This is a genomic window from Streptomyces sp. NPDC087310 (assembly GCF_044744405.1).
GTDB lineage: Bacteria > Actinomycetota > Actinomycetes > Streptomycetales > Streptomycetaceae > Streptomyces.
In genome coordinates this window covers 11,902-29,997 of the sequence record NZ_JBIUYF010000001.1, presented here as the reverse complement: position 1 = coordinate 29,997, position 18,096 = coordinate 11,902, and the positions used below count along the sequence as shown (strand labels likewise).

Here is an 18,096-nt window from a genome sequence, read left to right as displayed (position 1 = left end):
AATGTAGCAGTGGCCGCCTTCGTCCCCAACGGGTTTTCGCGGTGTCTCCGTGGCCGGATGCCACGGAGACACCGCGCAGACTTACTTGGGGAGTCATCGCGACTTCCCGGGTTCTGGCTCAGCTCCTGTGACGCGACTACGAAGAGTCAGATCTTGGGTGCCAGCCGAGACCGGTGCGGATGGCTGCGGAGCCGCGGCGAGGTGAGTTCGAGGGCTCGGTTGTCCCGGCCCTGGGACATATGGTCGAGCCACCGCTCGTACCAGGCGAGGAAGTCCGGTGCCGATGACACATTGGGGCCCCAGTACCCGTCGCTGTTGCCGATGACGACGCGGCCCGCGAGGGGCCCGGTCAGGGCCAGCAGGCAGACGTCCGTGCAACCCATCTCGACGATATGCAGGAAGAGATCTCCTTCCTTTGTGCTGCTCGCCTTGTCGAAGCCTCGCGAGGCGTCCGGTGCCGAGCTCGGCTGCATGATGAACAGAGTGCAACTCTTCAGAGGGTTGAGGCCATAGAAAGGTCCTACGCCCGATCCTCCGACATGCAGAAGGAACTGTCGGTACGAGGCGGGGAGAGTGACCGCGTTCTCTGACTCGAACGCTGCGATCCGGCCCTCGGCCAGCCGTGAGCCGAGGCGGAATTGATGGTGCTCTTCTCCGAACGAGTGGCTGCGCAGTGGTTGAAATGGTGCGGCGGCCAGCTTGCGTCGCACGCGGGGTATGCGAGGATCCATCGGGCTGCTTCTCTCGTCGAGCGCATTGTAGTGGGGCAGCAGCTCAGCGAGGTAAGGCGTGTCCGGCGGATTATGCTGCGATGGGCACGGTGAAGGAGGCCATCGCACTACGATCACGGGATGTTCGAGTACCACGGTTGGATCACGGTCAGGGAGACCGCAGACGGTCACGACGACGAGGCCCGTCTGCGGGAGATCGTCGATGAGCTTCAGCTTCGCATCGCCCAGATGGACAGCCCGTACTTGCTTGACCTCAGGTGGATGAACGGCGAGCCGTTCATCCACCTCGGCGGCAATTCCAATCATCGCTCGTCGCCTGATGTTGTCGAACTGTTCGAGTATGTGGCTGTGGTTGCCCACGGTTCCTATGGGCTCCTCCACGTTCGCGATGACGAAGAACCGGACCACGAAAACGAGGTACGCGTGCTCAGGCTCGCTCGCGGCGTGGTCACGCGGCACACGGAGGCGCTGCTGTCTCCGTGCATCCCGACAGTGGAAGCTCCCTGCATCGACTGAGGCATCTGCGGCGAATCATGCTTGGAGCCAGAGGCGGATCGTGGCCACCGTGACGGTCCCGTGATCGATGGGGCAGCGGGTTTCGACGTCGACCAGGACGGCACCGTAGCGGCCGCCCTTGCGGGTGGCGTACTCGTCGACGCCCGACCACACGCGGGGCGGCCACGTCGGGCTCAGGAAGGGCGGCTACCAGCCGGAGCACCGTGCTGCGGCTGAGCGACACACCGAGAACGCGGGCGGTGCGAGCCCCTGGCACGGCCCGCGAGGGGCAGACCGACCGTGGCCAGGCTGGAGAGTAGTCGATTCGTCCGCTGATCGTGCCGACGTGTCGAGCCTGGTTTCTCGGATCGACACGACGCCGCAGTACGGGTATACGGCGCCGTCCGCGATGCTCCGCGCATCAATGCGCACTATCTCGTTGTTCACGTCTACCGACTGCACCGAGATGTCCGCGATCGACGGGAACAACAACTCCGTAAGCCGGAGCACGACCTCTTCCGCGCCCCCGAACTGTCAGCCCAACGCCCTGCCCACGGGCCGTCTTTCGGGCGACTTCACGTACGGCTTGGAGCAGCCCGGCGGTCACTCAGAGAGGCCGCGTCACAGATGCCGGAGCATCGCGGCTCTCGCTCTCGCCGCCGGAGCCGGCGAACCCCGGCATCCGACTCCTCAGTAACAGAGTTCCTGACTCGGAAGGCTAGTCCTGCTGCGGTGCCAGGGTGCGCAGGACGTCGAACTCGTTGCCCTCGGGGTCGGCCATGACCACCCAGTTCCGGTCCGAGCCCTGACCTGTATCCGTCGTGATGGCGCCGAGTCCGAGCAATCTGGTCACCTCGTCCTCGGTGCTGCCGTCGATCGGGCTGACGTCGAGGTGAAGTCGGTTCTTGACGGTCTTCCCCTCGGGCACCTGGATGAACTGCAGGGTGGGCGGCATCTGGCGGGCCCGCACCTCCTCGACGGTCGGCGCCCAGGAGCCGATCTCGACCTTGCCCTCGCTCCGGTCGATCACCTTGAAGTCCAGGACCGCGCACCAGAACGTCGCGAGTCTCTCCGGATCACGGCAGTCAACGGTCAACTCAGTAAACCTACTTGTCATGACTCTCCCAGATGGTCAGGTCTGCGCAGAACGGTCGTTCGGGTCCTGAAAAATATGGCACGTTGTCCATCATCATCTTCACCGGGGCGCTTGATGTCATTCGGGCACTGCTCCGGCCCTCGCGAAGTTGTTGCTCGGACACCGCGGACGTCCCGGGGCCCATGAGGGCGCCCGCGCCCTGGGGGCGTTCAGACGTCTACGGCCTGATGGACTCGGTCCGGGCGGCGCCGCGCTGGGGTCGGTCGTGCCGCCACCTCACCGGCACGGCACGTGCCGTGCCGGTGCCGAGGGGTGGCTCATCATCTGGAAGTTCTGCGCGCTGGGCGAGAGCGTGCGGTTCATTGTGAACGGCGCCAACCACCGGATGGACAGACCCTCGACGTTTCCCTTCCCGATCACGGCGGTTCCTGGGGCGACCACTTCGACCTCATCACCGGCCTGCCCGGACGGGGTGACACCATGGTGGGCAACGACGTCTGGTTCGGGTACCGGACCACGGTGATGCCCGGCGTCCGCATCGGGCACGGAGCGATCATCGCCTCCGGCTCCGTAGTCGTGGACGACATCTCCGACCACGGCATCCTCGGCGGCAACCCCGCCCGGCTGCTGCGCCGCCGTTACAGTGACGCCGACAACGACCGCCTCCTCGAACTGGCCTGGTGGAACTGGCCCCTGCCACACCTCACCGAACGTCTCCCCACGATCATGTCCGCCACCGTCGACGCCCTGGAGGCCGCAGCCCCCGGCCCCTCCCCGCACTGAGAATCGAGCCGTCAGCATGCCCCGTTCCTCACCCAGCGCCCCGTTCGCCAACTGGTTGCAGGCACACGCCGTACCGCTCGCCCACCTCGACCCCCAGGCGCCGCTCGACGACCTGGAACCGCTGCGCGGCATCATCGGAGACGCCCGCGTCGTCGCGATCGGCGAACACTCCCACTTCATCGAAGAGTTCGCACTTCTGCGGCGTCGCCTCCTGCGATTCCTCGTCGAACGCTGCGGCTTCACCGTCCTGGCCTTCGAGTACGGCTTCAGCGAAGGTTTCCCCCTGGACGCCTGGGCCCGGGGAGAGGGCACAGATGAGGACCTGACGGCCCACCTCGCCACGGCGATACCCGTAGGGCTCACCGAGCCCCTGCAATGGGTCCGCCGGCACAACCGCACCGCCTCACCACCGGTGCGCTTCGCCGGCATCGACATCCCGGCGGCGGGCGGTTCCCTGCTGCCCTCCCTGGCCCCGGTCGCCGACTACCTGCGCCGTATCGACCCCGAGACCGTGCCGCTGGTCGAGACGGCCATGCGGATCGCCGCTTCGTTCGCAGGCGGCTCCGCAGCCGTGGCCGCACCCGCCTGGGCCCGCCTGCCCGTCACTGAACAGAACTCCCTCACCGCGATCCTCGCGCGCCTACTCGTCCGCTTCCGTTCCCTCGAACCGCTGTACGCCACCCACGGCGACCGGCACGACTACGACCTCGCCCTGCACCGCCTCGAAGGTGCCTGCCACGGCGACCACACCTTCCGCGCGATGGCCGGCCTGTTCGCGGACAACGGCCTCACCGCCGACACCTCGGCCCGGGACGCCTACATGGCCAGATCGGTCCTCTGGCACCTGGAACGCCTCGACCCCGGCACCCGTATCGTCCTGGTCGCCCACAACGCCCACATCCAGACGACACCCATCTCCTTCGACGGACGCCTCACCGGGTTCCCCATGGGACAACAACTGCAGCGCGCACTGGGCGACGGCTACTTCGCGCTCGGCCTGACCAGCGTCGCCGGCCACACCGCGGACATGCACCGCGACGAGAACGCGCCCTTCGGCTTCACCCTCGGCGACACGACGCTGGAACCGCCCGAACCCGGAAGCGTCGAGGGCGCCTTCGCCGACGCCGGCCTCGGACTCGGCATCGCCGATCTCCGCAGGGCACGCACGGAGACTTTCGACCGCCCCGACCGCATCCGACTACAGGGCACCTATGTGCACACCCCCGTCACCGACGCCTTCGACGCCGTCCTGACCACCCCTGCTTCCACCGTCACCAAGGACCTCCGTGTCTGACCATGGGACGCGCAGAGCCGTGGCGTTCACGGGTACGGATACGCGCTCGACCCGCCAGGCACACCGCTGCGGCACCCTGCTTGTTCTTCGGCACCTGGTGGCGAGTCACCGAAGGCCGGGCTGGGGACGGAGGAGACCCAGCGCAATTCATGAAAGTCATCCACATCACGTGGAAGGGTGTCCGGGAGGCGCTGCCAGCTCCGCGGGACCGTCGCCGATGTCCGGAAAAGCAGGTGTGACATGCGTACCCGCCCCAGCGCTGGTATTGACATCCCCCTACTCCGGGTCCATGACCAGGGACCAGACATCCTCCACGAGTCCCTGGTCCGGTCGGCCTTCGAGCTGGCAGCCGCAACCGATCCGTTCCCGCTGCACAAGGCTCGGAACCGACGAGACAGGGCGCGCCAAGCTCCAAACGGACAAGACGTAGCCGATGACCATGGGCACCAGAGCCACGTAGGCCCCCACTGCCGTATTCGGCCAGGAGTCAGGGGCCGAGTGCGCCTGGGCCGCTTCCCACGCACAGCAGCACCGTCCCGGACAGCACCACCGTGCGCTGCACCTGCAGCGCAGAGAATGGTAGACGTCCAGCAGCTCGGTGGAGATGCCCGCCCCGGTCGTCGCGGAGGCCCTGGGCTACGTCGAGCCGACGTCCGCGCTGCGGCGGAGTGTGAGAATGCGGTCATGCCGATGTGTAGGAAGTGCGGTGAGCGAAAGCGTCGTTGGCCTCGGTCCTGCTCCCGGTGCCGTTCGGGGGCGGACCGGGCGGAAACGTCCGCGGATGTCGCCGAGTTGGTCGTGGAGACAGGGCTGCTCGGGTGGATCGGGCGAGGGGCCGTGGCATTGATGCGGATGGTGTTACGTGCGCTCGGCTGAGCACCCGACGCTGCCGGGCATCTTGATTGCGCCATGAGGCGCTGTGGTTTCGAGTGGAAGTGAACAGGGTGGTGTGACGGTCCTCCGGGGTGCTCGCCCTGGTTGTGGGCGGAAGCCTGCGGAGTGGATCGTCTGTCAGCGGTTGACTTCGAGGTTCGTCAGAACGAGCAAGGCGCACAGGAGGCGGGCCGCGTGGGTGGGGTCGGTGCGTAACTTGGTGAGGGTCCACCAGTTCTGAAGGCGGGCGGAGCCGTGGTCGACCGGTGCCCGTCCGACGGCGAGGACACCCGTGACTGAATGGCAGCAGGCCGAGACATTCCGTATCATTTCGGGCGACGTCCGCTGGGGCAGTCTCGGACAACCCGGCAAGGATCCGGTCGTACTCCTGTACGGCACACCCTTCTCCTCGTACGTCTGGCGGGCCGGCGCCCGCTCACTCGCCCGCCGTCACCAGGTGTTCGTCTGGGACATGCCCGGTTACGGGGTATCGGAGATGCCCCTCCCAATCGCAGGTGCGGGCCATCTCGTCCAGGAAGACGCGCCCATCGAGCTCACAGCCGCTCTGATCGCCTTCCTCCAGAACCTGGGCCAAGGTCCGGCAACCCGGTGAACCTTTCCGGTCACAGCACTAGGCTGTGGCCATGGATGGGTTTCGGGTCACCTACACGGTTGAGTGCGCGGAAGTAGTCGCGCAGCTCTCCCCTGAACGGCGGATTCTTCTGGACCGCGGCCTCGCGGTTCTCGCCCGCGATCCGTACCACAAGGCCACCGCGCCCATCGGTACCCACGAAGACAACCGGAAAGCCCAGGTCGCGCCGGGGGTGCTGATCGAGTACGTGGTGGCCCATGCCGTGATGGTCGTGGTGGTCCTCACCGTGTTCGACGACAGTCTGTACCTCCTCGCCGACGACGAGCTGGGCAGTGGCGGCAACGCCTGACCACCCTCGCCTCCGCGCGGCTGTCGTCGATCGCCTGACCTTCGGCGGCGACCTCATCGAGACGGGCGCAGACGCTTACCGCCCCGCCACCACCCTCGCCCGCGCCGAACAGCAGAGCATCGGCTGACACATTTCCCTGCCCTTTCTCCACCGTGCTGGAGTGGACGGCCCCGGGGGAGCAGGAGTGACGGGCCTGCCGTCAGGACGGGCGGCAGGACTCGCAGACGTGGCTGTCGATCGCGGTCACCAGGTCGCAAGCCGCGGTGCTGAGGAACTCGTCCGGGTGTCACCCCAAGCTACCCGTGACAGCCGACCCGGACTGTGCTCGTAAGAACGGCGGTCGTGCGGATGGTGGGGATCAGTGGGCCTTGTCAGCCAGCCGTCGGGGTGAGGCTGGTTCGGTCGAAGGGGCCACCGTGCGCGGCGGCGTACGCGATGGCGTCGTTGACGGCATCGAGGCTGAACGACCGGACTCGTTCGGGGGCGAGATCCAGAGTGCCCGAGGTGAGGAGCCGGATGATGCCGACATTGGCTGTGCGCGGGTACATCCACTGCCCGCGTACGGTGATCGAGTTGCGCATGATCCATGGGTACGGGAGTGCGAGGTCGTCGCCACCGAGCATGCCGACGCCGCCCATGAGAACGACCCGGCCGTACTCGCGCACGGTCATGGCCGCAGCGCGCGAGGCCGAGCTGGGCGCGCTCGGCGGGAGCAGGTCGATCACCATGTCGATCGGGCCGTCGGCCGCCGCGGACATCGCCGCGCGGTCGATGGCCTCGTCGCCGGTCAGCGGGACCGGGCGCAGATACGGACCGAACCGGTCGGCGAGGAGGTCGAGCGCGGCCTGGTTGCGGCCAGGGGCGACCACGCGGCCCGCTCCCATCGCGAGTGCGACCGCGACCGCGCTGCTGCCGAGGTTGCCGGTGGCCCCGCTGACGAGCAGCGTCTCGCCGGCTGCGAGCCCGCCTGCCAGCAGCCCGCCGTAGGAGATGGCGTGCACGGTGAGTGCGGCCCAGCGGGCCGGGTCGTCCCCTGCCACGGTGGGCAGCGGGAAGACGTTCTCCGTCGGGACCCGCATGAGCTCGGCGAACGAACCGTCGTGCATGTACTCGGCGAGCCGCGCGCCGCCCTCGCCGCGCGAGCTCCAGCCCTGGAGCGTGATGTCGGGCGTCAGGGCGTCGTCCCGCGAGCGCACCGTCGAGTCGCACCACACCAGGTCGCCGACGCGCAGCCGGGTGGCGTCAGGGCCGACGTGGACGATCCGCCCCACGCCGCCGACACCGGGCACGACAGGAGGGACAAGGGGGTACTTCCGCTTGCCGCTGAAGACTTCGGCCGCGTACGGAGCCACGCCGGCGGCGAGGACCTCGACCACCACCTCGCCACCACCGGCCTCGGGGTCGGGAACCTCCCGTACCGCGAGTGGGGCGCCGAACTGCGTCAGAACTGCTGCTCGCATGTGATGACCTCCGTGTTCGTCCGTGTTCGTCCGTGCTTGTGGGATCGACACTAGGAGCTGGGTGGGCATGCGGGAAGCGACGATCTGGCATGCGTGGTATGCGTATGCCGCATGGACATCTCCAGCACGGGACTGCGGGTCCTGCGGCAGATCGCCGAGTCCGGCAGCTTCACCGCGGCGGCTGCCCGACTCGGCTACACACAGTCGGCCGTCTCACGCCAGGCCGCCGCCCTCGAACACAGCGCCGGCACCACCCTCTTCGAACGCCGCCCGGACGGGGTACGGCTCACTCCCTCCGGCTTGACCCTGCTGCGGCACGCCCACACGATCCTCGCCTCGCTCGCAGCGGCCGAGCATGAACTCACCGGCACCGTCCCGCGGACCGAACTGGTGCGGCTCGGGGCAGTCCTGAGCGCGGGCGCGGCGATCCTGCCCGCCGCACTCGCACACCTCGCGAAGGCCGACCCGCAGATCACGGTCACCACCCGCGAGGGCACCACGCCCTCCCTGATCCGGGCGTTGCGCGCGGGCTCGCTCGACCTCGCAGTGCTGACATCCCGCCCACCCCACCGGCCCTTCGACAGCGAGTCGCCGCGCCTGCACTTCGAGACCGTCGCGGACACCGAACTGGTCGTGGCCGTGTCTTCGACCGGAGACTTCGCCGGACGCACCACCGTGCACGTCGACGAACTGGTCGACGCCGCATGGATCGCCACCCCGTCGTCGAACTCCGAGCCGCTGCTCGGCGTCTGGCCCGGCCTGCCCGGACGGCCGCGCGTCATCCACTCCGCGCGCGACTGGCTGACGAAGCTCCAGTTGGTCGCCGGCGGCTTCGGCGTGACCACGGTGCCGTCCGGGCTCTCACCCATGCTGCTGCCCGGCGTGAGCGTGCTGCGCGTCGACGGCGCACCCCCCGAGATGCGCCGGGTGCTCGTGGCACGCCTCTGCGGCCACCCCACCCCGGCGATCACGGCCGTCACCCAAGCGATCACCTCGACCGCCTGAACCGCCACCAAGGCCGCACACATTCCGCGTACCCCTTTCCCTCTCACGGGTGGGCACCACAGGCACCGTCGGTCTGTTCTTCGCGGTACTGGCGATCGGCTTGGCCGTCGTCACGGACCTGCCCGTACTCCTCACTCCCCGCGGCCGCGCATAACGGCCGACGGCAGCCGACCTTCCGCCGAGGCAAGCGGACTGGTTGCCGGTGGACGGTCTCGGTCAGGATCCCGCGTTCGACAAACTGCTGAGTTTCAGGCGGGTGTTGTTGATCTTGTTGGGTGCGACGGTAAGGTCCATCGCCTTGCACACCTGCCGGGCGCTCGGCGGGGCGTCGGCCGTGGCGAATACCGCCAGGATCTGCTGGTGGGCCGGATGGTCCGGCATCGGTGCGGCGGCCCCGGTCAGCCGGCGCCATATCATCGCGGTCATCGCCCAGTACGCCCGCGATTCGGCGGTGTGGAGCTGGCGCTCGTAGTCACGTACCAGCTCCACGATCCACCCCTTGGCCTGGGGAACGAACCCGGTCTGCGCCGGGTTGTGCTCCTCGACCTCGACCTCGATGCCAACCTTCACGGATCTTGAAGGGTGGAGAACTCCACGATCCGCAGGGGCCGTGTTCGCATGCCTCCAGGGCCCACCACCGACACCAACCAACAAACTGGGACGAGCCGCGCAAACGCTGGGGCCCTGACGCGCACCCTGACACACGGCGGGTGCTGTTCAGGCAGACGGCGAAGTCCGCCTTGCCGGACAGATCTCAGTCGCTCGCGCCGAGAGTCTGCGCAAGTGCGTCGAGGGTTACGTTGACGATGGCGTGCAGCCGCTCCGTGCTCGTTCCGGCTCTGCTCATGACGGCGAGGGACTGGTTCACGGCCGCAAGGTGGGTCGCGAAGGACTCGGCCGCCTCGTCGTGCAGTCGGCCGGCCTTCAGTGCGGCGCGTAGCCGGGTGTGCTGGGAGCCGATCGCCTCCCGTGCGCGCGCCGCGACGCTCGCGCTCAGCACTGGGGTCGCCATGACAGTTTGGGCCACCAGGCATCCGTCGGGCAGACCGGGGTCCGCGATGCGTTCCAGGGTGATGTCGAAGAAGCCCCGCGCGGCTGCCAGGGGCCGGTCGGCGGCGCAGGACAACGCGGCGTCGTACTTGTCTCCGTAACGCGTGGCGTAGCGCTCCAGGCAGCGTATGAAGAGCGTGTCCTTGTCGCCGAGGGAGGAGTAGATGGAGCTGCGGTTGAGTCCGGTCGCCCGGGACAGGTCGTCCACCGACGTGTCCGCGTAGCCGGCCCGCCAGAACTGGATCATCGCGGCATCGAGCGCCGTGGCGACGTCGAACTGCTTCTTGCCCGCCATGCCGCGCCTCCCTCCTGCTCTGCCTTCTTGGTGGAGACCATCATCTCATCATGAACTGATCAGTTCAAGATGGGTTAGGGTGAAGGCATGATCATGGCCGGATACCCCGCAGACCTGCTGTCTGGCGACGTGCGCCGTCGCCGGCGTCTCCTGGCCGGTCATCCCCGAGACCGCAGACGGGAACGCAGACCGAACGGCGTGCTGGCAGCGTCGTATCCGCCGCCCGGTCTTTCCCGACGGAGCAAGCCGGGTGCGGTCGTTCATCGACAGCGGCGTGCCCGTCGTCCCGGTCCCGCCGCTCGGTTTCGCCGATCAGGCCGTCGGGACACGGGTCTCCAGCACCATGCTCGCCGCTCTCGTCGTGTCCACCGAGCTCGTGGGCCTCACCCTCGGCCGACGCACCGAACCAATCAGCACACCTGACACCTTCAGCAGACCGTCGACACACCTCACACCAGTGGAGGAGAATCATGAATGACCCCGCAAGCGCCCCCAGCGTCTCCGGCAACCCGGTCCGCGACCTGGCGCTGCCCGACCTGGCCGGTTTCGCCCACCGTTGGGTCGACGCGGACGGCATCCGGCTTCACGCGGTTGAGGGCGGTCAGCCGGACGGTCCAGCCGTCGTGCTGCTCGCCGGGTTCCCGCAGACCTGGTGGGCATGGCGCAAGGTGATGCCGAACCTGGCCGACCGGTTCCACGTCATCGCGATTGATTTGCCGGGCCAGGGCCACTCCGAACGCCCGGACATCAGTTACGACACGCACACGGCCGCTGCGCACGTCCACGCCGCGGTCAAGGTGCTCGGAGTCTTGACCTACTGGCTGGTCGCCCACGACATAGGCGCGTGGGTCGCTTTTTCCCTCGCCTTGAAGTACCAGAGCCAGTTGCGTGGCCTGGCACTGCTCGACGCCGGCATTCCGGGCATCACACTTCCTGACGCCATTCCGACCGACCCCGAGCAGGCGTGGAAGACCTGGCACTTCGCCTTCCACCTCGTGCCCGACCTGCCCGAGACACTGCTCGCCGGCCGTGAACGGGAGTACGTCGGCTGGTTCCTGAAGGTCAAGGCCCTCTCCTCCGACACCTTCGACGACGCCGAGATTGAGCAATACGCCGCGTCCGTGGCCGCCGGCGGTGGTCTCCGTGCATCCCTGGCCTACTACCGGGACGCCGCCGAGTCGGCGCGGAAGAACCACGAAGCGCTGGAACAACAGCACCTGACTGTCCCGGTTCTTGGGATCTCCAGCAGCCACGGCTCCATCCCCGACATGGCAGCTTCCATCAGGCCGTGGGCCGACCACGCCACCGGGATCGTCGTGCCCGACGCAGGACACTTCATCCCCGATGAACAGCCCGATGCCGTCGCTGCCGCGTTGACCGACTTCCTCACCGAAGACGATTGAGACTGGGCGGAAGCAGGTGTGAGGACCGGCATCCGCGCTCCTAACCGACTCAGATGGCCGGCATCGCAGTACGTCGACTCCACCTGGTCCGCTCTGAGGGCGATGAGCGTCGCCGAACTCGTCGCGCAAGGCGCTCCACCCTCCACGGCCCCGGTGTTTGCGCGGCTCGTCCCAGCTTGTTGGTTGGTGTCGGTGGTGGGCCCTGGAAGCGGGAGAACACGGCCCCTGTGGATCGTGGAGTTCTCCACCCTTCAGGATCCGTGAAGGCGGCTGTGGCCGCGGCTGGGTGAACAACCCCTGTTCGGTCTCGACCAGAATCCCGCGCTCGACCAGCCGCTTGAGCTTCAGGCGGACGGCTCAGCCGCGGAGGAAGCCGAGGCGGTGCACGAAATCCGTGCTCTGACCGCACTGCTCAAGCCGAGCGCAAAGCTCACCGATACCTCGTCCCCAACGGCGACTGACGATGCCACTTCGCAACACGCCCTAGGAGCTGTCCGGGCGATCATGTGACTGGCTGCTCATCCGGTCGTTGTCTTGGGTATGGGTGGGGATCGGCGTGGTGACCTGTCGGGTGCCGAATGGGAGCGGCTGCGGCCGTTCTTGCCGGTGAGCAACGGTCGGTGCGGGCGGTGGCGTGACCATCGTCAGGTGATCGACGGGATTCTGTACCGGGTGCGGACCGCGGTGCACTGGCGTGATCTCCCGGAGCGGTTCGGGCCCTGGAAGACCGTCTACGAGCGCCATCGCCTGTGGTCGGCGGATGGTACCTGGGAACGTCTGCTGCAGCAGGTCCAAGCCGCGGCCGACGCGGCCGGAGAGATCGACCGGGATGTGTCGGTGGACTCCACCAGCGTGCGCGCCCACCAGCACGCGGCTGGCGCCCGGACCGCTCCACCGCCCGCCCAGGGCAAGCCAAAGGGGGGCTGGGCCGTGGAACACCAGGCCGAATGGCCGTGGCAGAGCCTGGTCGCCCGGCTGGTGGAGGTGGTGCGGGAGGTGAGGGCCTGGGCCGCTCGCGGGGAGGCTTCACCAGCAAGATCCATCTGAGCGCCGACGGCCGCTGCCGCCCGCTGTCTCTGATCATCACGCCGGGGCAGCGGGCCGACTGCACCCAGTCGTGCCGGTACTAGAGAAGATCCGGGTTCCCCGCCAGAGGGTTGGTCGGCCCCGCAACAAGCCGGACAGCGTCGCAGCCGACAAGGCATACAGCAACGGGCCCTGCCGTCAGTACCTGCGGCAGCGCAGCATCCGGCACATCATCCCGGAGAAGGCCGACAGCCAGGCCGCCCGCCGGCGCAGAGGATCGCGCGGCGGGCGGCCACCGGGCTTCGACCAAGATCGGTACAAGAAGCGCAACACTGTGGAGCGGGCCATCAACAAGCTGAAGAACCACCGCGCAGTGGCCACCCGTTACGACAAGCGCGGCTACGTCTTCCTCGGCACCGTCGCCGCAGCATCACTCGTCATCTGGCTTCGTACGTGACCGCGTTCAACTCACCGAAGCATCCGCCGCCAGCGCCAGACCAGAGGCTGCGAGGAGGCTTCCGTGTTCGCCCGGACAGCTCCTAACCGCTCGGCCAGGACCGTCACACGGTCACGTGAAGCCGCACATCCACGTTGCCGCGGGTGGCGTTGGAGTACGGGCTAACCTTGTGCGCCTTCTCCACGAGTTCCTCAGCGTCCGCCTGCGAGAGCCCAGGCAGATTCACGTGGAGATCGACGTCCAGGCCGAAGCCGCTGGGAATCTGCCCGATCCCGACCTTTGCCGTGATCGACGCGTTGGCGGCAACGGACTTCCTTTCCTGTGCCGCGACGAACTTCAGCGAACCGAGGAAGTCATTCGCGTAGGCAGTGCCGAACATTTGTTCCGGGTTCGTGCCTTCACCCCCCATTCCGCCGAGTTCCTTCGGCGTGGAGAGTTTCACCTCCAGCATGCCGTCGCTGGACTTGGCGTTGCCGTCGCGTCCACCAGTGCCGACGGATTCCGCAACATAGAGAGGAGTGACCTTTTGCATGATCAGGAGGGTATTGCCCAGCCCCGCAAATAAGAAGCTAGCTGACTCTTTTGAGTGAGGGCCTATCTCTCGTTGACCTGATAGTTCATGCCCCCTGGGCGCCGAAGGAGCCAGTCCTTCTCACCCGGCACCTGGTCCGATGTTGGCCCACCAGTACCCAGGTCAGCCTGTGACACAGATCCAGCACATGATCGACCGGACAGCGCCTAGGCGAGCAGCGCGGTCAGCCGCTCGTAGGAACGGTCCCAGTTCCATTCCGTACGCACCCAGTCGCGCCCTTTACGCCCCATCTCACGGGCCGCCTCGCGGTCGCGGAGCAGTGCCACGAGCCGGTGCGCGATCTCGTCGGTGCGGCGGCCGTCCACGACATGTCCCGTCTCCCCGTCGCGTACGGCGTCGGGCGCGCCGCCCGAGTCGCCCGCCAGAACGGGCAGTCCGGCCGCCGCGGCCTCCAAGTAGACGATGCCGAGCCCCTCCACCTCCAGGCCGCCCCTGCGGGTACGGCAGGGCATCGCGAAGACATCGGCGGCGGCGAAGAACGGCGGCATCGCGGCGTGCGGATGTCCGCCGGCGAAGACGACCTCGCGCTGCACGCCGCGCGCGGCGGCGAGCCGACGCAGCCCGCGCTCGTACGGTCCCGCGCCGACGAGCAGCAGCGTCGCGTCCGGGACGACGGCGCGTACCCGGGGCAGGGCGCGGATCAGCGCGTCCTGCCCCTTGCGGGTGACGAGCCGGGCGGCACACAGGATGACGGGCCGGTCGCCGAGCCCGTACGCCTCCCGGACCGTTCCGCCGCCGTCGCGGGGCCGGAACGCGTCGGTGTCGACGCCCGGAACGAGCCGTTCCAGCCGTGCGGTCCCTGGCGTTCCGTGTCCCTTGGCGCCGAGCGCGGCGGCGATCGGCGCGTGGGTGCTCGGCCCGAGGCAGGTCATGGTGTCGACACCCGTCCCGATCCGCCGCAACAGCCCGCGCGCGCCGGGCGTACGGGCCCACCACACCTCGTGGCCGTGCGTGGTGGCGACCAGCCGCCGTATCCCGGCCTCCCGCCGCAGCCGGGCCGCCATCAGGCCCAGTGGGGCCGCGGCCCCGAACCACACCCGGTCGCAGCCGTACCTGCGGGCGAGTTCCACCGCGCGGGAGGTGGCGCGGGGAGTCGGCAGGAGGGTGGTGGCGCGGTCCCGGACGACGGGGTAGGGCAGCGCGGCGTCCTGGCCGGCGGCCCCGCGTTCGGACGAGGTGAACACGACCACCCCGTCCGGGGGAAAGCGGTCCGTCATGGCCCGGACGAAGGTTTCGATACCTCCTTGCCGGGGCGGAAAGTCATTGGTGACGACGAGAGTTCGGGGCACGGGGTCCCTCCTGGGGAAAGCGGGCCGCGCGGTGCCGGCCGGGCCGTGCAGGCCAGCAGCACCAGCGGATGGACGAGATAGCCGAACCGGCTGGCCGGTATGAGCGCGATGGCCACGGTGAGCCCGAGCGCCGGCCGCCGGGCCGCCGCAGCGACGGTGCGGGGCGGGCGTACGAGAAGTGAGCCGGCCAGCAGTACGGCGGCGACCGTGAGCAGCACGGAGGCGACCAGCGCGCCGCCCGGCACATGGTCGGCGAGCAGCCGGCCGGGGAACGGGGTGGCCGCGGGGGGCGGGGTCGCGGTGAGACCGAGCGGGAAGGCGATGACATTGCGGTGGAAGCCCACGAAGTCGGCGAGCGCGACCGGAGCCACGGCCGCCATCCCGGCCGCGAGCGCCAGTGCCCCGCAACGCAGTGCGGGCCGCCGTCCGGAGCACACGGCGAGCAGTGCGACGGCCACCGGCAGCGCGGGCCAGGCCGTCCACTTGAGCGCGGCCGCGGCGCCGAGCAGCAGCCCTGCGCGCCCCGCCCGGCGAGCGTCAGTCCCAGGCACATCAGCCCGGCAACCGGCAGATCGACTCCGCCGACCGCGAGCGGCAGCGCCACCAGCGGACACGCGGCGATCAGGAGCACGGGCGCGCTCCGCCGTACGGCGAACCCCAGGGCGCCGAGAAAACACGCGGCGAGCCACCAGCGCGCATCGCCCGGGAGCGCGCCGAAGACCGCCATGCCGGGCAGATACGGGTTGTGGTCGGCGAGTTCCGCGGGCTCCGGCAGATAGGGGCTGCCGGTGCGCAGCAGCAGTTCCCCGGAGCGCTCCACCACGTCGACCTCCAGTTGCCCCCGGCCCATGGCGACGAGCAGCAGCAGCAGCGGCAGCGCCACCGCGCCCGTCACCGCCACGACCGCGGACCCGCGTGCCCCGCCGCCCGGCCGCGCGGCCACCAGCGCCGCCGCCCCGTAACCGACCGCGGCGATGCCTCCCCACACCCGGTGTGGAGCGGGACCGGACACAACACCGAAGACCAGCGCGACGACCGCGCACGCCGCCCAGCCGAACACCCGGTGGCGCGCCCGTCGCGGCATCCGTTGCTCCCGCACGAAACCCCCTTTCCTGGCGTGGTCACGAGGCTAGGAAGCGGGGACGAGCCGGCACGTCAACCGTGGCTCCGGTCCTGGGAGTCACCCCGTGGTACGAGATCCGGGCCGGGTATCAACCCGTACTCCGACGCGGCCACCGGCCGGGATGCCGAAGAATCGGGGGTATGAACGACCGAATCAGGACCCTGCGGGCACGACTGCGCCGTACGGCAGGCTCCCTCGCGTATCCCTGGGTCACCGGAGCCCTGCTGACCGGCTGCGCGGCGGCGGAGCTGTGGCGGCTGCCGGCCGGGCCCATGGTCGCGGCGGGGGTGCTGGTCTCGACCGCGTCCCTGATGTGGCGCCGGACCCTGCCCGCGGTATCGTTCCTGACGGTGGCGTCGGTCCTGATCAGCTTCACCGCCAGTCCCTCGTCCAGTCTCTACGCCACAGCGGCCGCGGCCGGGCTGATCGGCTGCTTCACCCTGGGTCGGCAGCGGGTACAGCACCCCGCGCTGCTCGTCGGCGGTGGTTTTCTCGGGGCCCTGGCGGCGAATCTGGTGCACATCAGTACGTGGCAGCGCACGGCCCGGGACCTCATCCCCTCGCTGCAACGCGGCGACTCGTTCTCCCTCGGATGGTTCGCCGAGACCTTCGTCCTGACCGCCGTGGTCCTGGGCGCCGTCAGCACCGGGGACGCCGTACGCGCGCGTGAGGAGACCCGGCGCGAACGGAGCGCCGCGCAGGAACGGCTGCTCGCCATGGAGCGCCGCCGGGCGGCGGAGGCCGAGCGCGCGGCGATCGCCCGCGAACTGCACGACGTCGTCTCCCACTCGGTCTCGATGATCGCGGTGCAGGCGGAGAGCGCGGCGTACACCACCCCCGGGCTCTCCCCCCAGGCCCGGACCGCGTTCCAGGACATCGCCGGGACCGCACGCTCCTCGATGGCCGAACTGCGGCGTCTGCTCGGCGTGCTGCGTACCCGTCCCGACGAGAAGGCCGCGACCGCTCCGCCGCCGACGCTCGACGCACTGGACGAACTGCTGGAGCAGCACCGCACGGTGGGCGGCGAGGCGGAGCTGCGGTTCACCGGGGAGCGGGGCGCCGCAGGTGTACGGAGCGAACTGCCCGCCTCGTGGGAGCTGTCGGCGTACCGCATCGTGCAGGAGGCGCTGACCAACGCCCGCCGGCATGCCCCCGGCGCCCGTACGCTGGTGGAGATCGGCTATCTCGCCGACCGGCTGGCCATTCGCGTCGGCGACGACGGCCCCGGGCCCGCCGCCGACCGGCCCTGGGGGCACGGTCTGGCGGGGATGCGGGAGCGGGCCGATCTGTTGGGCGGACGGTTCACCGCCGGTCCCGGTCCTGACGGCGGCTTTCTCGTGGAGGCTGAACTCCCTTGGTGATCAGGGCGATCGTGGCCGACGACCAGGCGGTCGTACGGACCGGCTTCGTCAATCTGCTCGCCACGCAGGACGACATAGCGGTGGTGGCCGAAGCGCAGGACGGCGTCCAGGCGGTCCGTGCCGCCGCCGAGCACCGGCCCGATCTGGCGCTGCTCGACATCCGGATGCCCCACAAGAACGGCATCGAGGCGGCCCGCGAGATCCTCGCCGCGTCCGGTGGATCGACGAAGGTGCTGATCCTGACCACCTTCGATCTCGACGAGTACGTGTACGACGCGCTCGCGGCCGGAGTGGGCGGCTTCCTCCTCAAGGACGCGACCTTTCCCGAACTGCTGCACGCCGTACGGGTCGTGGCCAGGGGCGACGCGCTGCTCGCGCCCGAGGTCACCAAGCGGCTGATCGCGGAGTTCGCGCGACAGCGGGAGTCGGTCCTGCCCGTACGCACACTGGACGGGCTGACCGCGCGCGAGGCCGAGGTGCTCGTACTGATCGCGCGCGGTCTGTCCAACGCCGAGATCGCCGACCGGCTCACCATCTCGGACCACACGGTCAAGACCCATATCAACCGGCTGTTCGCGAAGATGCGGCTCAGGGACCGTGCGCAGGCGGTGATCCTGGCGTACGAACTCGGCCTGGTACGGCCGGGCGCGCGGCGCGACGCCCTGTGATGCCGCTGACCCCCGAGAACGACCTGATCACCGGCCGACCCGTCCACGAGGAAAGCTCCTACTTCCACTACTTCTACTGCACCTACGACTTCACCGAATCGGCTGGCCGGCGGAAGGGCCGGAGCGGTGGCTCGCCGGGGGAGGAGCCGCTGAC

19 protein-coding genes and 2 pseudogenes are annotated in these 18,096 nt (G+C 69.0%); 13 read left to right on the top strand and 8 right to left on the bottom strand.

Features of this window, described 5'->3' with window-relative positions; genetic code table 11:
- Positions 1 to 146 precede the first annotated feature (146 nt).
- Positions 147 to 731, bottom strand: coding sequence for an SMI1/KNR4 family protein (locus ACIO3P_RS00180; protein ID WP_329824031.1), 585 nt, complete (start codon positions 729 to 731; stop codon positions 147 to 149).
- 120 nt (positions 732 to 851) lie between these two features.
- Between ACIO3P_RS00180 and ACIO3P_RS00175 the strand changes: the two genes are divergently transcribed.
- The gene (locus ACIO3P_RS00175; RefSeq protein WP_401850770.1) at positions 852 to 1,247 is read left to right on the top strand and encodes an Imm7 family immunity protein; all 396 of its coding nucleotides are present in this window, start codon (positions 852 to 854) and stop codon (positions 1,245 to 1,247) included.
- Positions 1,248 to 1,944: 697 nt separating this feature from the next.
- On the opposite strand, the gene ACIO3P_RS00170 is transcribed toward ACIO3P_RS00175, so the two are convergent.
- Positions 1,945 to 2,343: a VOC family protein gene (locus ACIO3P_RS00170; RefSeq protein ID WP_401850773.1), complete on the bottom strand. Its 399-nt coding sequence runs from the start codon at positions 2,341 to 2,343 to the stop codon at positions 1,945 to 1,947.
- Positions 2,344 to 2,638: 295 nt separating this feature from the next.
- On the opposite strand from ACIO3P_RS00170, the pseudogene ACIO3P_RS00165 reads away from it, so the two are divergent.
- The 5 genes and pseudogenes from ACIO3P_RS00165 to ACIO3P_RS00145 form a co-directional block, all read left to right on the top strand.
- Positions 2,639 to 3,105 (top strand): annotated as a pseudogene (locus tag ACIO3P_RS00165) (CatB-related O-acetyltransferase); the annotation flags it as partial.
- 16 nt (positions 3,106 to 3,121) lie between these two features.
- Complete coding sequence (locus tag ACIO3P_RS00160) at positions 3,122 to 4,399, top strand: erythromycin esterase family protein (protein ID WP_401850776.1); 1,278 nt, start codon at positions 3,122 to 3,124, stop codon at positions 4,397 to 4,399.
- Between the two features lie 1,165 nt (positions 4,400 to 5,564).
- A complete protein-coding gene (locus ACIO3P_RS00155) occupies positions 5,565 to 5,885 on the top strand; it encodes an alpha/beta fold hydrolase (RefSeq protein ID WP_401850778.1) in 321 nt (106 codons plus the stop codon).
- 31 nt (positions 5,886 to 5,916) lie between these two features.
- Complete coding sequence (locus ACIO3P_RS00150) at positions 5,917 to 6,213, top strand: hypothetical protein (protein ID WP_329824036.1); 297 nt, start codon at positions 5,917 to 5,919, stop codon at positions 6,211 to 6,213.
- A complete protein-coding gene (locus ACIO3P_RS00145) occupies positions 6,197 to 6,340 on the top strand; it encodes a hypothetical protein (protein WP_401978105.1) in 144 nt (47 codons plus the stop codon). Before ACIO3P_RS00150 ends, ACIO3P_RS00145 begins: the two co-directional genes overlap by 17 nt.
- Positions 6,341 to 6,584: 244 nt before the next feature.
- Here ACIO3P_RS00145 and ACIO3P_RS00140 read toward each other — a convergent pair whose 3' ends face one another.
- The gene (locus ACIO3P_RS00140; protein WP_329824037.1) at positions 6,585 to 7,673 is read right to left on the bottom strand and encodes a zinc-binding alcohol dehydrogenase family protein; all 1,089 of its coding nucleotides are present in this window, start codon (positions 7,671 to 7,673) and stop codon (positions 6,585 to 6,587) included.
- A gap of 111 nt (positions 7,674 to 7,784) precedes the next feature.
- On the opposite strand from ACIO3P_RS00140, the gene ACIO3P_RS00135 reads away from it, so the two are divergent.
- Positions 7,785 to 8,678: a LysR family transcriptional regulator gene (locus tag ACIO3P_RS00135; protein WP_401850781.1), complete on the top strand. Its 894-nt coding sequence runs from the start codon at positions 7,785 to 7,787 to the stop codon at positions 8,676 to 8,678.
- Positions 8,679 to 8,894: 216 nt separating this feature from the next.
- Here ACIO3P_RS00135 and ACIO3P_RS00130 read toward each other — a convergent pair whose 3' ends face one another.
- Together ACIO3P_RS00130 and ACIO3P_RS00125 are read right to left on the bottom strand one after the other, a co-directional pair.
- A complete protein-coding gene (locus tag ACIO3P_RS00130; protein ID WP_401850783.1) occupies positions 8,895 to 9,248 on the bottom strand; it encodes a hypothetical protein in 354 nt (117 codons plus the stop codon).
- Positions 9,249 to 9,432: 184 nt separating this feature from the next.
- Complete coding sequence (locus ACIO3P_RS00125) at positions 9,433 to 10,023, bottom strand: TetR/AcrR family transcriptional regulator (protein WP_401850786.1); 591 nt, start codon at positions 10,021 to 10,023, stop codon at positions 9,433 to 9,435.
- A gap of 250 nt (positions 10,024 to 10,273) precedes the next feature.
- Here ACIO3P_RS00125 and ACIO3P_RS00120 point away from each other — a divergent pair, with 250 nt between their 5' ends.
- The 3 genes and pseudogenes from ACIO3P_RS00120 to ACIO3P_RS00110 all read left to right on the top strand — a co-directional run bounded on the left by ACIO3P_RS00120 (position 10,274) and on the right by ACIO3P_RS00110 (position 12,909).
- Positions 10,274 to 10,501, top strand: a complete 228-nt coding sequence (locus ACIO3P_RS00120; RefSeq protein ID WP_401850788.1) for a hypothetical protein — start codon at positions 10,274 to 10,276, stop codon at positions 10,499 to 10,501.
- Positions 10,494 to 11,426: an alpha/beta fold hydrolase gene (locus ACIO3P_RS00115; RefSeq protein WP_401850791.1), complete on the top strand. Its 933-nt coding sequence runs from the start codon at positions 10,494 to 10,496 to the stop codon at positions 11,424 to 11,426. Before ACIO3P_RS00120 ends, ACIO3P_RS00115 begins: the two co-directional genes overlap by 8 nt.
- Positions 11,427 to 11,966: 540 nt before the next feature.
- Positions 11,967 to 12,909: pseudogene (locus ACIO3P_RS00110) on the top strand (IS5 family transposase).
- 103 nt (positions 12,910 to 13,012) lie between these two features.
- On the opposite strand, the gene ACIO3P_RS00105 reads toward ACIO3P_RS00110, so the two are convergent.
- The 3 genes from ACIO3P_RS00105 to ACIO3P_RS00095 all read right to left on the bottom strand — a co-directional run bounded on the left by ACIO3P_RS00105 (position 13,013) and on the right by ACIO3P_RS00095 (position 15,341).
- Entirely contained in the window at positions 13,013 to 13,441 is a 429-nt protein-coding gene (locus ACIO3P_RS00105; RefSeq protein ID WP_401850793.1) for an organic hydroperoxide resistance protein, read from the bottom strand.
- A gap of 206 nt (positions 13,442 to 13,647) precedes the next feature.
- A complete protein-coding gene (locus ACIO3P_RS00100) occupies positions 13,648 to 14,790 on the bottom strand; it encodes a glycosyltransferase family 4 protein (RefSeq protein WP_401850795.1) in 1,143 nt (380 codons plus the stop codon).
- Complete coding sequence (locus ACIO3P_RS00095) at positions 14,715 to 15,341, bottom strand: hypothetical protein (protein WP_401850798.1); 627 nt, start codon at positions 15,339 to 15,341, stop codon at positions 14,715 to 14,717. Before ACIO3P_RS00095 ends, ACIO3P_RS00100 begins: the two co-directional genes overlap by 76 nt.
- A 237-nt stretch (positions 15,342 to 15,578) precedes the next feature.
- Between ACIO3P_RS00095 and ACIO3P_RS00090 the strand changes: the two genes are divergently transcribed.
- The 3 genes from ACIO3P_RS00090 to ACIO3P_RS00080 all read left to right on the top strand — a co-directional run bounded on the left by ACIO3P_RS00090 (position 15,579) and on the right by ACIO3P_RS00080 (position 17,942).
- Complete coding sequence (locus tag ACIO3P_RS00090) at positions 15,579 to 15,752, top strand: hypothetical protein (RefSeq protein WP_401850801.1); 174 nt, start codon at positions 15,579 to 15,581, stop codon at positions 15,750 to 15,752.
- Between the two features lie 301 nt (positions 15,753 to 16,053).
- On the top strand, positions 16,054 to 17,274 hold the full coding sequence (locus ACIO3P_RS00085) for a sensor histidine kinase (protein ID WP_401850803.1): 1,221 nt from the start codon (positions 16,054 to 16,056) through the stop codon (positions 17,272 to 17,274).
- Positions 17,268 to 17,942, top strand: coding sequence for a response regulator transcription factor (locus ACIO3P_RS00080; RefSeq protein WP_329824044.1), 675 nt, complete (start codon positions 17,268 to 17,270; stop codon positions 17,940 to 17,942). Before ACIO3P_RS00085 ends, ACIO3P_RS00080 begins: the two co-directional genes overlap by 7 nt.
- The last annotated feature ends 154 nt before the right edge of the window (positions 17,943 to 18,096 follow it).